Below are 13,533 nucleotides of genomic sequence, written 5' to 3'. Positions count from 1 at the left end.
ACTATGAAATCATTAATCAAAACGACATGTACAGCATTATTATTTACTGGAATATTAACAGGATGTAATAGCAATACTACATCAAAACAAGAAAAGAGCGCTCTCGAAAAGAATGCAATGCACTATGGAGAAATAGTTAAAAATGAATACTATAGAGCGACAGTTGAGAATGCAAAGTTTGAAAAAATAGACAAAGAGCGGCGCCTTACTACTCGTGTTATGATTAATAATGTTCGAGACGATGGACAAACTATTGATCTTTCGGAAATAAAATATTTCATACAAGATGAAAAAACTGGTGAGAAATATGAAGGTGAAGCTCATCCGATAGATGACGAGCACTATAAAAATGTTCCACACGAATTCTCTTTAACTACTGACATTGTGTTTGAACTGAAAACTTCACCAAAAGATTTAAATAATATGTATTTATACATAGATAGCAAAGCTGCGCCGTTAACAAATACATATTGGAAGCTTGATAATTTAGTATCTAAATAGAAAGACCAGTCTTATACGACTGGTCTTTTTACATTTATACATTTAACACTTTCATTAACACTTATATTAATTTTCTAATAACAACTTGAATAACATCAGCTAAACCAGTGTGCCCTTTCCCTTCAACTCGCTCTTGTTCTCCATTAAAGAAATGAATTACCTTATGTTCTTCACACCAAGTAAGGATATCAATTGGATTATACAGCATATCAACATCTTTTGGTCCACCAGTACTATAGTTTATTTGTTTTTTTGAGTAAACTTCAAACATAATTAATCCACCAGGTTTTATCGTTTGTATCATTTTATCTAATATCATTTTTTTATAATCATCATGAAAATGTCCAAATACCATAATTGCCGCATCATATTCATTTTCTGGCAAACTATCAGCTAATAAATCTACTTTTTTTGTATGCACGTTTACGTTATGCTTCTCTGCCAATTTTTTTGTCTTTTCTAATCCATCTTCCGAATAATCAATAGCTGTTACTTCGTTCCCTTGTCTTGCTAGAAATACAGCATTTCTACCTTCTCCCTCCGCAAATGCTATTACTTTATTGTGATTTGCTAAACGAAATGCTTGTTCTTTAATAAATGTATTAGGTTCTTCCCCGTAAAAATATTCATCTGATTTATATCGATCATTCCAAAAATTATTCATCATCTTCTCTCCTTCTTCATATCATTTTCTAACTACAATTAAAGATATTAAAGAGCCTTTTTATCCTTAATTAATTTAAAAATAAAAGCAGATTAAAAATCCACTTTTATTTTTTTCGCAAGATCTACGATTTTTTGATTTCTTAACTCTTCTTCCATTTTCTCTTCTGCTGCGAGCATTGCCTCATTAATTAAACATCCAGGTTTGTCATGTAAACAACAGTCAAACAATGATGTTTTGCCTTCAATTGCATGTATAATATCTAAAAATGAAATATCTTCCCAATTCTTACTAAGCGAGTAACCGCCCTTTGGACCAGATGATGAGTGTATCATCCCTTCCTTCGTCAACTTAGTTAGTATTTTAGACAAGTACGTTGGTGAAACATTTTGCATTTCTGCTAATTGGTGAACACTAACTAACTTATTTGGTGTGGCCTTTGCCAGAAAAAGCATTGTATGAAGAGCATAATTTGTAGCTTTAGAATATTTCATAGTACAGCTCCTATTGTAGACTTCATGTATCTACAATAACTTTATTTTTTTATTATGTCAAACGTTTGTAATACTCCATACAACATTATTTCTTCACAAGTAATACATCTGCTGCGCAAATCGTCACTTCTCTAAATGGAGAGTCAAATAAAACACCTAGTTCAAAACCATCTTCAGTAAGAGCTATTTCATGATATAGCCACCAAGAACTGTCAAAGTTTTCCTGCATAGAACACTTTGTTACTCCTATAAAGGTTACTTCAAGTTTATCAAATTCACTAAAAGTACCACTGCAATCTAATACGATAGACAAAGTATCTTCTGATTCTCTCTTTATTACTTTAATTACACTATCGTGTAGTGATGTCTTGTGTAACTGAGCGACATTTGACGGAAGTTTTTTCTCAATGGAATTAAAATATTCTACGTATGATTGATCTAATTGTGCCATTCTTTTCTCATAATCTGTTGTCCACTCTTGCATAAGTTTTTTCAGTTCACCTGATGGGTATTCTGAATTAATTGTTATGTTTTGTATAATTGAGTATATCGATTCAGGAAGGAATTTTAATAAATCTATTTTCCTTTCCTCTATTTCTTCCTTTAAACTTTGTATATCCATTTCCGACCATTCTTTTATAGACTCTATAAAACTTACAAATTCTAAAACTTGCATTTTTTTATACCATTCTCTTGTAAAATATTTCAATGACACCTCTCCTAAAATATCTTTACATCCAGTAAAAGCAATACATCCACTTATTATATCATTCCAATAACCATTTTTTCTAAAGAAATAATGTAAAAATGTAAATATTCCGCCTATTATTTCTAAAACTTCAGAATATTTACAAAAGTATAAAATTAGAATACATTTTAGCTGTACAAGATTCACCTGTACAAAAATTCAAACAAAAAGGGATGGTTATATGTTGAAGAAATTAGTAGCAGGGACATTAGTAGCTGGTTTTGCATTAACTGGAGGACTAGGTGCAGTAAGTGCTGAGGAAAAAAGTAACACAATTAAGTCATTTGATTATTTAAAAGTGGATGAACAAAATGTTAATTCATTTGCAAAATTAAGTGATCAGGATAAGAAAGATATCCAAATTACTATGGTATTACCAGAGCAAAATGAAAATGGAGATTGGCTAGCTTATGGTTTTACTAGCCGTGAAACATTGGATGCGTATATTGCAAAGGATAAAAAAGCAATTAAAAATAATATTAATCCTTTAGGTAGCGGTGCTGGTAGTACTGATTTTTACGAACATAAAGATAAAGGTGGTCAATATATTTACTGGAGCAGCGGCTTTAAAAACTTACCATCTAGCTGGAATGACAGAATTTCTTCTGTAAGTACAGCCTCACCTTCTGCAAGTTATTCAACGACACTTTGGGAGCACACTTCAACACAAGGATATGGAAAAGGTGTTATATTTAAACACGCTGATTGGTATGGTAAAACTGCTAATTTAGCTCCTGATTGGAACGATATTACTTCAGCGATTGAAATTAAAAAATAATAAGATATTCTATTAATAAAAAATCAAACCACTATTCTCTTATTTGTTTAGAGAATAGTGGTTTATTATATTTCCATTTAAGCATGTACAGCATGTCCTACCGCTTGCATTAACGCTTCATGAATTGCTTCTGATAAAGTAGGGTGTGCTGCAATATAATCTCTCATTATATCAGCGGTAACTTCTGTATGAATCATTATGGTTCCTTGACCAATAAGTTCAGTTGCATGAGGACCGATAATAGAAATCCCTACAATTTCTTGGTATTTAGGTTCTACAATGACTTTTACTTTACCTACTTGTTCTCCTAAAATAAGAGCTTTTCCGTTCGCTGTAAAAGGAAATTCTCCGATGAGAATATCACCATATTGTTCTCTTGCACCTTTTTCACTTAACCCGACACTAGCTATTTCTGGAGCTGTGTATATACAACGGGGCACAGCGTGATAATTTACTTTCACGTCTTCTCCGCTTGCGTGTAATGCTGCTGTCGTTCCTTCATGGAAGGCAACGTGAGCAAGCTGAATTCCACCGATCACATCACCAGCTGCGTAAATATGCGATACGTTCGTTTGCATATGTTCATTCACAGCAATCCCTTTATTTGAAAACTGAACCCCTGCCTTTTCTAATCCTAATTGTTGCACTCGTGGTTTTCTTCCTACAGAAACAAGAACAAATTCTGGAGTTACTTCGTGAGTAATTCCCTCGTATTCAAATGAAGCTTGCTTCTTATAGTTATTTAAACCTTTTAAAACTGCTCCCGTAAAAATTTTCACCCCATCTTTTTCTAATTTCTCTCTTAAAGTATTCGCGATATCTTCATCTTCACCAGGTATTAATTGCGGTGCCATTTCAACTATCGATACTTTTGTGCCAAGTCTACTATAAATGCTTGCAAACTCGCATCCTATTACACCACCACCAACGATTAACAATGAAGATGGTACACTCTCAAGAGACATGGCATGGCTACTATTTAAAATCCATTTTCCATCAAACGGAGCGAATGGTAATTCTGTAGGTTCGGAACCAGCTGCGATAATAAAGCTCTCTCCATCAACTACTTCTTCTTTATTTCCTTGTACAACTCGCATACGATGATCCGTTTCGAATTTCGCTGTTCCTTTTACAACTTTAATTTTATTTTTCTTCATTAAATATTGTATTCCTTGGACGAGTTGCATTACGATTTGTGATTTCCTCGCCTGTATTTGATCCCAATCAATTGATATACTTCCTGTATTAAGCGTAACCCCATAATCATTCGCTTTTCTCACAATGTCATGTACTTCAGCACTTTCTAACAGTGATTTCGTCGGCATACACCCAACATTTAAACATGTTCCGCCAAGGTCAGCTTCATCAATAAGAGTGACATCTTTGCCATTTTGAGCCGCGGTAATTGCTGCTACATAGCCAGCAGGTCCGCCCCCAATAACAACTAATTTACTCATTCTCTCACCTTCTCTTTATAAAAGAATTGTTATAGGTTCTTCTAAATAATGTTTAATTGTGCGTAAAAATGCAGCTGCTGGTGCACCGTCTAATACACGATGATCGAATGTTAAACTTAAAGGTAACATACTTCCTTTTCTTAATTTTTTCCCTTTAAATACAGGAACATGTTCAATTGCACCTACACCTAAAATACCAGTTTCAGGTGTATTTAATACCGGTGTGAAATATTCAATACCAAAGCTACCTAAATTACTAATTGTAAATGTCGTTCCGTGCATATCATCACTACTTAAGCTACCTGCTCGTGCCTTTTGTGCCACATTCTTAATCTCTTTAGACAACTCTACTAAAGATAAATTATTTGCAAAGCGAATAGCTGGAACGACTAACCCTTTTTCTAATGCGACTGCCATGCCTAAATGCACATGTTCAAATTGATGAATTGCATCATCTATATAAGCGCTGTTCATTTCTTTATGCTCTCCAAGTGCTAATACAACAGCATGCGAGACGAAATCCGTAATAGTTAATTTATTATCGTATCTTTTTTGTACAACTTCCGCTATTTCTTTATGTAAAGCAACTAAATCTGTTACATCTACTTTCATCGTTAACGTTAATTGTGCGCTATTTTGTAAGCTTGCGTGCATACGATTTGCGATTGCTTTACGCATACCAGTAACAGGAATCGCTTTACTTTCTTCTCGTTCAGATATTTCCGGAACGTTTACTCTTACCTCAAGTGCTTTTAATACATCTGCCTTTGTAATCCTTCCGCCAGGACCTGTACCAACTAATGCCTTGATATTCAGATTTTCAGACTTTGCAATTTTCTTGGCTACAGGTGAAATTTTAATTCTTTGCTTCAATACTTCTTTCCCATTTGCTTCTTGATTTTGTACATTTTGTACTTCTATATTAGATGTTTTTTCTTCTACAACATGTGTGCTTTCCTGCATTTCTACCTTTTCATTCGGTTTACCGATGTAGCAAATTACAGTACCAGGCGGCACTCCTTCATCTTCACTTACAGCTATATCAAGTACCGTACCATCAGCTGGCGCTTCAATTTCCGTTTCAATTTTTTCTGAATTAATACTAGCAATTAGTTCTCCTTTTGCTACATTATCGCCTGCTTTAATATTCCAGCTCGTAATAATACCTTCTTTCATCGCCATACCTAACTTCGGCATTACAACTTCTACAGCCATGTCTCTCTCTCCCTTCTCATCGTTTTATTACACATGTAATAAAGATTGGTCTCCGATCATTTCTGATACAGTTTCAATTACTTTTTCTGGCGTTGGCAAATACAACTTTTCAAGTGGTGGTGAGAACGGAACAGGTGTATGTGGTGCTGTAATTCGTTTAATAGGTGCATCTAACAAATCAAAACCTTTATCCGCTACAATTGCCGCAATATCTGTTGCAATACTACATCTAGGATTCGCTTCGTCAATGACGATAAGACGATTTGTTTTTTCAACAGATGATAAAATAGTATCTTCATCAAGTGGTGATAAAGATCGTGGATCAATTACTTCTACTTCAAGCCCCTTTTTCGATAATTGCTTTGCAGCTGCAAGCGCTGTATGAACTTGCTTTCCGATTGCGACAATTGTTACATCAGAACCTTCCCGTTTAATATCTGCTTTTCCTAATGGAATTGTATAGTATCCTTCTGGCACTTCACCTTTCATATTGTAAAGTGTTTTATCCTCAAAGAAGATTACTGGATCATCATCTTCAATTGCCGCTAATAATAAGCCTTTTGCATCATACGGTGTGGAAGGAACAACAACTTTAATACCTGGTATGCTCGTAAATAATGCGTACAAACTTTGTGAATGTTGAGCTGCTGCACTAAAACCAGCGCCATGCATCGTACGTACTGTAACGGGTACTTTTGCTTTACCTCCAAACATATAACGGAATTTCGCACCTTGGTTTAATACTTGGTCAAGACAACTACCGATAAAATCATTAAACATTAACTCAGCTATCGGACGTAACCCAGTTGCAGCAGCTGCCATCGCAGCTCCCATATAACCCGCTTCAGAAATTGGTGTATCCAATATACGATTTCGGCCAAACTCTTGTACAAGTCCTTTCGTAACACCAAGAACACCACCCCAAGCTTCATCATCTTGCAGGTGATCAACTTGTGCACCGCCTGCAACATCTTCACCTATTAAAATTACATTTTCATCACGACGCATTGAGATTTTCATCGCTTCATTAATTGCAGTTGACATACTTACTGTTCTAGTCATAATTTTTCACCCTCCTCTTATTTGTAAGAAACGTATACATCTTTTAATAATTCTTCATCGTCTGGGTATGGACTATTTTCACTAAATTCAATGGATCTTTGTACTGCATCATCTACTGCTTTTTCCATATCAACAAGTTCAGATTCTGTTAATAAACCTTCATGAATTAAATGCTTACGGAAATTCACAATTGCATCTTTTTCGTTTAAATGTTCTTCTTTTTCTTCTGATGCTTTATATGTTTGCGCTTCACCTTCGAAATGACCATAATTACGATATGTCATACATTCAATAATTGTTGGACCATCACCATTACGCGCACGTTCAACTGCTTCTGCAGCAGCTTTATATACAGCTAGAAGATCTTTTCCATCTACTTGAACACCTGGAATATTATAAGCTTTTGCGCGATCAGCGATAGAATCACAACTTGAAGCATATTCAAATGTAGTTGCTTCACCGTAACCGTTATTTTCTGCAATAAAAATAACTGGTAACTTCCAAATCGCCGCTAAATTAACCCCTTCATGGAATGTTCCTTCATTATTTGCTCCGTCACCGAAGAAGCAAACACTTACATCTTTTGTTCCTTTATATTTAGCTGTTAATGCTGAACCGCAAGCAAGTGGGAAACCCCCGCCTACAATGCCATTCGCACCAAGCATTCCTTTATCCAAATCGGCAATATGCATGGAACCGCCTTTACCTTTACATAATCCTGTCGCTTTCCCGAAAAGTTCAGCCATCATACCATTTAAATCACAACCTTTTGCGATACAATGTCCATGACCTCTATGTGTACTTGTAATACTGTCACTATCCGTTAAGTGGACACATACACCAACTGCTACCGCTTCTTCACCTGCGTATAAATGAACGAAACCTGGCAAAACGCCTTGCGCGAACAATTCATGCACCTTATCTTCAAACTTACGAATTTCTAACATTTTTTCGTACATCCAATGAGCTTGTTCTTTCGTAATTTCATTCCCTTTACTTTCAGTTGTTTTTAACATGTCCAGCCCTCCTATTTTCTTGTTCGTCTTTTATATTGCAAGTATTGTGCCAATTTCGAATCCTTGTTTTAATAGGTTTTCTCTATCTTTTAACAATAAAAAGGTGGACAAAATGAGACGTTTGTCTCGTTTTGTCCACCTTTGTTCCCTTAATAAGAGAATTGTTACTTTATTCATTATCAAAGCTCTTCTGTAATTTTCGGATGTAAATAATTTGACCAATATGATATGCATTATGAGTTGTTACATTCGCTAGCACTTCCCACCACTTTGCAGAAACAGGAAATCCCACTACATCACTTTCAACCTTTTCTTCATTTATGAGATTTTGCCATTGTAACAGTTTTTCTAGTAGTTTTTCCCGTAATTCATCGAAAGTTTGATTATCTGAGAGCATAAAACTTTTGTTATTATCTCCTATAGCGGGTACTGCATTCACATTTGATTCTTTATACCTAGTTTGCCACGTAGAGTTCCAATACAGTAAATGTTGTACGATTTCAGCTATACTATTACTCTCTTCATTCGGTTTCCAGAAAGCTTCCCTCTCAGATAAATCCTTAACTGCATCTGAAAATGGCATATACCAACTGGGATCATTTGCATTCGCTAATAGCTGATCTGCTAATACATCTTTTACATGGACCATTTTTCTTCCCTCATTTCATTATCATATTAATATACACTACTCTATATACGCTGATTCCCTATGATCCCCTTTTTTTACATACAAATTGATTTCATACTAAATGTAAGAATAATAGATTTTCTTATCATAACTCGTTATGATAAAAGAAAAAGAAAGCTGGCGGAAAATGAATAAAAAAATCGCAATAATTACAGGAGCCTCAAGTGGATTTGGACTATTAACTACACTCGAACTCGCAAAAAAAGATTATTTAGTTATCGCTACAATGCGAAACCTAGAAAAACAAGGAACCTTACTATCCCAAGTTACTCAACTTAACTTACAGCACAATATAAAAGTTCAACAATTAGATGTAACAGATCAAAATTCTATACATAATTTCCAATTGTTTTTAAAAGAAATTAATAGAATAGATCTCCTTATAAATAACGCAGGATATGCAAATGGGGGCTTTGTAGAAGAAATCCCAGTAGACGAATATCGAAAGCAATTTGAAACGAACCTTTTTGGAGCTATATCAATTACCCAGCTTGTTTTACCATATATGAGAAAACAAAGAAGTGGAAAAATCATTAATATAAGCAGCATTAGCGGCCAAGTTGGATTTCCTGGTTTATCTCCTTATGTATCTTCAAAATATGCATTAGAAGGCTGGAGTGAATCGCTTCGCTTAGAAGTAAAACCTTTCGGAATAGATGTTGCTTTAATTGAACCAGGTTCTTATAACACAAACATATGGGAGGTTGGTAAACAACTAGCTGAAAACCAATCTGATACAACATCTCCTTACAAAGAGTATATGGATAAAATACAAAAACATATTAATAGCGGTAGTGATACATTTGGTAATCCGATAGATGTTGCTAATAAAATTGTAGAAATTGCTGAATCTAAGCGTACAAATTTACGATATCCAATCGGTAAAGGTGTGAAATTTATGATCTTTGCGAAGAAGATTCTTCCTTGGAGATTGTGGGAACACCTTGTTTTGAGAAGCTTTAAGAAGATGTAATAAACTTTTTGAAAACTATTTTGAAAGAGGTGCTAATTAAATGTTAGGTTTACCGTATGGGAAAGTGTTTTTAGTGCCGTGGACTGAAGAATGGGAAATTGAGTTTATGAAAGAGAAACAAATCATTGAGGAACAAATTGGCGAACATATTTTAGCGATACACTATATTGGTAGTACTTCTATTCCATATTTAAGTGCAAAGCCAATTATTGATATAGCAATTGAATTAGAAAATTATACGGACGGTATACATTGTATTAAAAAGTTAGAACTACTAAACTATAAATATAGAAAAGAAGTATTACCCGAAAGATACTATTTTAATAAAGGTGAACCAAGAACTCATCAAATTCATATGTATGAACAAGGGAATACATATTTAATAGAACAATTACAATTTCGTGATTACTTAATAGACAATAAAACTGCACGCATGCAGTATGAACAGTTAAAGATTCAACTTTCACAAGCTAATCCTACTGATAAACATAAGTATGCAGAAGATAAAACTAATTTCATTACATCTATATTAACTAAAATAAATGCTTAAATAAACAAGAAACCATTTAGTAGTAAATGGTTTCTTGCTTATTAGTTATTTCATTATTTGTACTATCAAATTTTTATTATACAGCAGGTGGAAAGAAGTAAAATAGTATCGAAGTCATAAAAATAAACGTGAATACCCCAATTACCGAAAATATATATTCTTTCGATTCTTTATCATACTTCCATTCCATCAATGCTCTTAAGATTAACGTCCCACCTAAATAAGTAAAAATGACATAAGCGATATTAACACTTTCAAATTTAAAGATAAATATAAAGCTAGTTATTAAATAAATAAAAAGTAGTCCTATTTCCAATTTTTTATGTAAACTATTTACATGTTTCTTATATCCCCAAAAACCACCCTTGGGCATATTCAATTTTTTTCTTAAAAACTTATCGAGAAAGTAGACAGCTATACAAAAAACAATAGTTATAATCCAAAAAGTAGAAGCTCCCATTTTCACCCCTCCTATTATTTCATTTAATTACTTGAAATAAATTGGACTATATTACGGTTATCCCCTTCTAAATAACTTATGATGCCTTCAGGATATGTCGGCTTCTCCTGTAATTCCTCTAGACTTTTCCAAATTAATATAATATCCTCATGCTCTTTATGCCTTATTTCATTTGTAATGATTTTTTCAACAGTCCCCCAATGTATCAATGTACAATGATGACCATTTTCGTTGCCCCACTCAAAAATATGTTCATTTACAATTGCTAACTCTTGAACATCAACTTTCAAATCGTATTCTTCTATTAACTCTCGAATTATTGCTTCTTTTGACGTTTCACCAAATTCAATAGAGCCACCTGGAAAACGATAAAATGATTCATTCTCATCACATTGTACTAGTACTTTTGAATGTTCGTCGTTTACAATCATTACTTCAGCCCGTAAACGTGGTCTTATCATTTTCTCACCCTTTATTTGTATGACCATTCATCACCAATACGTATTATAGAATACATTCAAAATAAAACCTGTAATTATTAGTAACGGAACAATTCCAAACGAAATAATATATTCTTTTGCTTTCCTATCATATTTCCACTGCATATATCCTTGAAAAATGTACAACGTCATAAAAAAGAAAATTGGTATATAAGTCATGTATATTGGATTCAAAATTGAACCTATCATCATAAGTACTACATAAGAAATAATGATAATCCATTGCCCCCATTTATGTGATTGGCTGACATATTTACTATTCCATCCAGTTTGTCTCGGTATATTTAACTTCTTCCTCACAATTTTTTCTAAAAAGAATAAAATTATAATCCATAACAATAAGACAATTAGTTTCAAAAGAAACAGAAAGGCCTCCTCCTTTACCTTTTCTCCGGCTGATCACTCGGATACGTAGCACTCTCTTTATTTTCAACGTCCCAACTAATTATAGTCGCACTATCGCGTCCGAATTGATGATGAACGTGCTCTAATACATGATGAACACTTTCTTCAAGTTTTTTATTATTTCTATTCATATTATTATACAGATTTACTGGCGTTTCATATCGGCGTTCCCCGCATTCTAATACTCCATCTGTCACCATTACAATTCGGTTCTTTCCAGTACGTAATTCACGAATACCTGATGAATAACAAGGAACAGGTAAATCAAATGTGTTTACATTTCCAATCCATTCGTAAAAATGACGTTGATTTAATGCATATTGTCCTAACTTATGTAACTCTTCATGAAATACATACACTAAACAATCACCAATAGAAAGCCACCATATATAATTTTCTTTTCTTACACATAGTAAGCAAGCTGTTTCACCTTGTATTCTTTTGCACTTTTCCTTAAATGAAGATGACTGAAAAATTGTCAGTATATGATTTTCAATAGATTGAAACACTGTATTAATTGGTTCATTCAAAATTACTTTTATATTTTCATATTCTTTTTCGATTGTATTTACTACTAAATCAACACTTTCTGCACTATTATGTCCATCTAATATAGCTGCAAATTCCCATTCACCATTTGACCAAACTAATACACCATCTTCATTCTTTTTCGCTCCAGCACTTATATTCCCGCCATATTTACCAAGTACAATATCACCATATTGCTTAACTGAAATTTCTCCTAAACACATTTCTATATTTCCAACCCATGAATATTGTGTATTATTTGTTGTATGCATACTCATTTACCATATACTTACGTATTCTTTCGCATAGTTTTTTTATTTTCTCTTCATCACCATATGGTGCACCAGTCCATTTCGCTACTTCGGTTGGTGACCAAAATTCTTTTGGTGTATTTGGATAACGTGGAATAATGTGCATATGCATATGTGGTACACCATTTCCTGAAACAAAAGTGTAAATATGCTCTGCACCTTCGCTTTCTTTTAGCGCTTTACTTACTCTACTTGTTATAAGTCCGAACGCTTTCGCTTCTTCATCTGTTAGTTCAGCAAGGCCAGGTACATGTCTTTTTATATCTATCATTACATAACCTAGGTATGTTTCTTCACTATCCCAGTAGACATGTCCAACGTAAACGAGTTCATCTTCGTAAATAGCTCCACCTGGAACTATAATATTTCCTTTATGTTTTTCGCAAATGAAGCAGTTTTGTTCTACTTGATTGTTTGTTGACATATCCATCACCATCCTTTTCATATATAATATCACAAAAAAAGGAAAAATAAGTTTCGTATTCCGAATTTTCATTCTCTTTATACAGCAATTTTTGAAATGAATTTACACCTCATTATTTCTTCAAAAACGCAATCCCAATTATAATCCCAATCACAATTCCGATTACTAAATTATTTGTAAAGTGCCCTTGAAATACACCGATTACAACCCCTATACCGACACCTATTGCCAAAGCATCATTTCTTTTTTTATTTTTAGCCAAAATTGCATCTCCTCCCATCATTTCTCCCTAAACAACATGCATTCACTTAAATGTATTAATATACGCACTATCTCGCTTGAATCTTTTCAAAAAATGCACTTTAACTTCATATATAATATTTTCCATTTTCTGTACATACTCCTTTTATAATGAAAAAATTTCAAGTAACCATTAAATATATATAGGCATTTACTATAAGAAAGATCCGTAATTTATTGAAGGAGGAACGATTCAAATGCATCCTCATTGGAATCCAAATATAAATCAACAGTATGTTTATTCCCCCATCCTGTAAGGAATACATTGCATCATGATTCACAATATATGATGCAGCGCATCGCAAGTCTTGAAAGTCAGTTAGCTAAATTAATCTCATTAATTGAAGAAAATAATCAATTAATTAAATCCATGGAACAACAGCAAAACCAAGTTTGTGCACCAGCTGGAGGTTCTGTTATCGTTCGTATGTAAACTGGATGCAATAAAAAACACACTTT

At 33.7% G+C, this 13,533-nt stretch carries 19 protein-coding genes and 1 pseudogene; 5 read left to right on the top strand and 15 right to left on the bottom strand.

The features are described 5' to 3' along the window. The first annotated feature begins 3 nt into the window (after nucleotides 1–3). Nucleotides 4–501 carry a hypothetical protein gene (locus tag BM089_RS20060; RefSeq protein ID WP_000838465.1) on the top strand — a complete coding sequence of 166 codons (498 nt, stop codon included), beginning with the start codon at nucleotides 4–6 and terminating at the stop codon, nucleotides 499–501. Nucleotides 502–562: 61 nt separating this feature from the next. On the opposite strand, the gene BM089_RS20055 is transcribed toward BM089_RS20060, so the two are convergent. From BM089_RS20055 to BM089_RS20045, 3 genes are all read right to left on the bottom strand, one after another. Continuing rightward, complete coding sequence (locus tag BM089_RS20055) at nucleotides 563–1,168, bottom strand: class I SAM-dependent methyltransferase (RefSeq protein ID WP_139213298.1); 606 nt, start codon at nucleotides 1,166–1,168, stop codon at nucleotides 563–565. Between the two features lie 89 nt (nucleotides 1,169–1,257). Beyond that, complete coding sequence (locus BM089_RS20050; RefSeq protein WP_000877649.1) at nucleotides 1,258–1,659, bottom strand: Rrf2 family transcriptional regulator; 402 nt, start codon at nucleotides 1,657–1,659, stop codon at nucleotides 1,258–1,260. 85 nt (nucleotides 1,660–1,744) lie between these two features. Next, on the bottom strand, nucleotides 1,745–2,368 hold the full coding sequence (locus tag BM089_RS20045) for a DUF4085 domain-containing protein (protein ID WP_086390575.1): 624 nt from the start codon (nucleotides 2,366–2,368) through the stop codon (nucleotides 1,745–1,747). Nucleotides 2,369–2,588: 220 nt separating this feature from the next. Here BM089_RS20045 and BM089_RS20040 point away from each other — a divergent pair, with 220 nt between their 5' ends. Then, nucleotides 2,589–3,185, top strand: a complete 597-nt coding sequence (locus BM089_RS20040) for a hypothetical protein (RefSeq protein ID WP_000914433.1) — start codon at nucleotides 2,589–2,591, stop codon at nucleotides 3,183–3,185. 77 nt (nucleotides 3,186–3,262) lie between these two features. Here BM089_RS20040 and lpdA read toward each other — a convergent pair whose 3' ends face one another. From lpdA to BM089_RS20015, 6 genes are read right to left on the bottom strand one after another with little or no spacing between them, the layout of a single operon-like run. Next, nucleotides 3,263–4,642 (bottom strand): dihydrolipoyl dehydrogenase, encoded by a 1,380-nt coding sequence (lpdA, locus tag BM089_RS20035; protein ID WP_072938713.1) that lies wholly within the window; start codon nucleotides 4,640–4,642, stop codon nucleotides 3,263–3,265. Between the two features lie 15 nt (nucleotides 4,643–4,657). Beyond that, on the bottom strand, nucleotides 4,658–5,857 hold the full coding sequence (locus tag BM089_RS20030) for a dihydrolipoamide acetyltransferase family protein (RefSeq protein WP_090977853.1): 1,200 nt from the start codon (nucleotides 5,855–5,857) through the stop codon (nucleotides 4,658–4,660). Between the two features lie 27 nt (nucleotides 5,858–5,884). Next, complete coding sequence (gene acoB, locus BM089_RS20025) at nucleotides 5,885–6,919, bottom strand: acetoin:2,6-dichlorophenolindophenol oxidoreductase subunit beta (RefSeq protein ID WP_000198898.1); 1,035 nt, start codon at nucleotides 6,917–6,919, stop codon at nucleotides 5,885–5,887. 17 nt (nucleotides 6,920–6,936) lie between these two features. Next, nucleotides 6,937–7,935 carry an acetoin:2,6-dichlorophenolindophenol oxidoreductase subunit alpha gene (acoA, locus tag BM089_RS20020; RefSeq protein ID WP_090977851.1) on the bottom strand — a complete coding sequence of 333 codons (999 nt, stop codon included), beginning with the start codon at nucleotides 7,933–7,935 and terminating at the stop codon, nucleotides 6,937–6,939. A 30-nt stretch (nucleotides 7,936–7,965) separates the two neighbouring features. Continuing rightward, nucleotides 7,966–8,112, bottom strand: a complete 147-nt coding sequence (locus BM089_RS31140) for a hypothetical protein (RefSeq protein WP_001045415.1) — start codon at nucleotides 8,110–8,112, stop codon at nucleotides 7,966–7,968. Then, complete coding sequence (locus BM089_RS20015; protein WP_000233794.1) at nucleotides 8,105–8,584, bottom strand: DinB family protein; 480 nt, start codon at nucleotides 8,582–8,584, stop codon at nucleotides 8,105–8,107. Before BM089_RS20015 ends, BM089_RS31140 begins: the two co-directional genes overlap by 8 nt. Nucleotides 8,585–8,750: 166 nt before the next feature. On the opposite strand from BM089_RS20015, the gene BM089_RS20010 reads away from it, so the two are divergent. Beyond that, complete coding sequence (locus BM089_RS20010) at nucleotides 8,751–9,596, top strand: oxidoreductase (RefSeq protein ID WP_212667958.1); 846 nt, start codon at nucleotides 8,751–8,753, stop codon at nucleotides 9,594–9,596. 40 nt (nucleotides 9,597–9,636) lie between these two features. After that, nucleotides 9,637–10,146 carry a GrpB family protein gene (locus tag BM089_RS20005; RefSeq protein WP_090977849.1) on the top strand — a complete coding sequence of 170 codons (510 nt, stop codon included), beginning with the start codon at nucleotides 9,637–9,639 and terminating at the stop codon, nucleotides 10,144–10,146. Nucleotides 10,147–10,222: 76 nt separating this feature from the next. On the opposite strand, the gene BM089_RS20000 is transcribed toward BM089_RS20005, so the two are convergent. From BM089_RS20000 to BM089_RS19975, 6 genes are all read right to left on the bottom strand, one after another. After that, nucleotides 10,223–10,606: a DUF4181 domain-containing protein gene (locus tag BM089_RS20000; RefSeq protein WP_090977847.1), complete on the bottom strand. Its 384-nt coding sequence runs from the start codon at nucleotides 10,604–10,606 to the stop codon at nucleotides 10,223–10,225. A gap of 23 nt (nucleotides 10,607–10,629) precedes the next feature. Beyond that, entirely contained in the window at nucleotides 10,630–11,067 is a 438-nt protein-coding gene (locus BM089_RS19995) for an NUDIX domain-containing protein (protein ID WP_000620919.1), read from the bottom strand. 30 nt (nucleotides 11,068–11,097) lie between these two features. After that, nucleotides 11,098–11,463, bottom strand: coding sequence for a DUF4181 domain-containing protein (locus BM089_RS19990; protein WP_000767735.1), 366 nt, complete (start codon nucleotides 11,461–11,463; stop codon nucleotides 11,098–11,100). A gap of 23 nt (nucleotides 11,464–11,486) precedes the next feature. Next, nucleotides 11,487–12,311, bottom strand: a complete 825-nt coding sequence (locus BM089_RS19985; RefSeq protein WP_000557601.1) for a PP2C family serine/threonine-protein phosphatase — start codon at nucleotides 12,309–12,311, stop codon at nucleotides 11,487–11,489. After that, nucleotides 12,295–12,795: an HIT family protein gene (locus tag BM089_RS19980; protein ID WP_025118383.1), complete on the bottom strand. Its 501-nt coding sequence runs from the start codon at nucleotides 12,793–12,795 to the stop codon at nucleotides 12,295–12,297. Before BM089_RS19980 ends, BM089_RS19985 begins: the two co-directional genes overlap by 17 nt. A gap of 91 nt (nucleotides 12,796–12,886) precedes the next feature. Beyond that, nucleotides 12,887–13,054, bottom strand: coding sequence for a glycine zipper domain-containing protein (locus BM089_RS19975; protein ID WP_000508401.1), 168 nt, complete (start codon nucleotides 13,052–13,054; stop codon nucleotides 12,887–12,889). A gap of 217 nt (nucleotides 13,055–13,271) precedes the next feature. Between BM089_RS19975 and BM089_RS30710 the strand changes: the two are divergent. Beyond that, nucleotides 13,272–13,507, top strand: a pseudogene (locus BM089_RS30710) (hypothetical protein). The last annotated feature ends 26 nt before the right edge of the window (nucleotides 13,508–13,533 follow it).

This window comes from Bacillus sp. 5mfcol3.1, from assembly GCF_900114335.1.
Taxonomy (GTDB): Bacteria; Bacillota; Bacilli; order Bacillales; family Bacillaceae_G; genus Bacillus_A; species Bacillus_A thuringiensis_S.
Note: the sequence above shows the minus strand (reverse complement) of the source record. Positions and strands in the feature narration are given on the sequence as shown.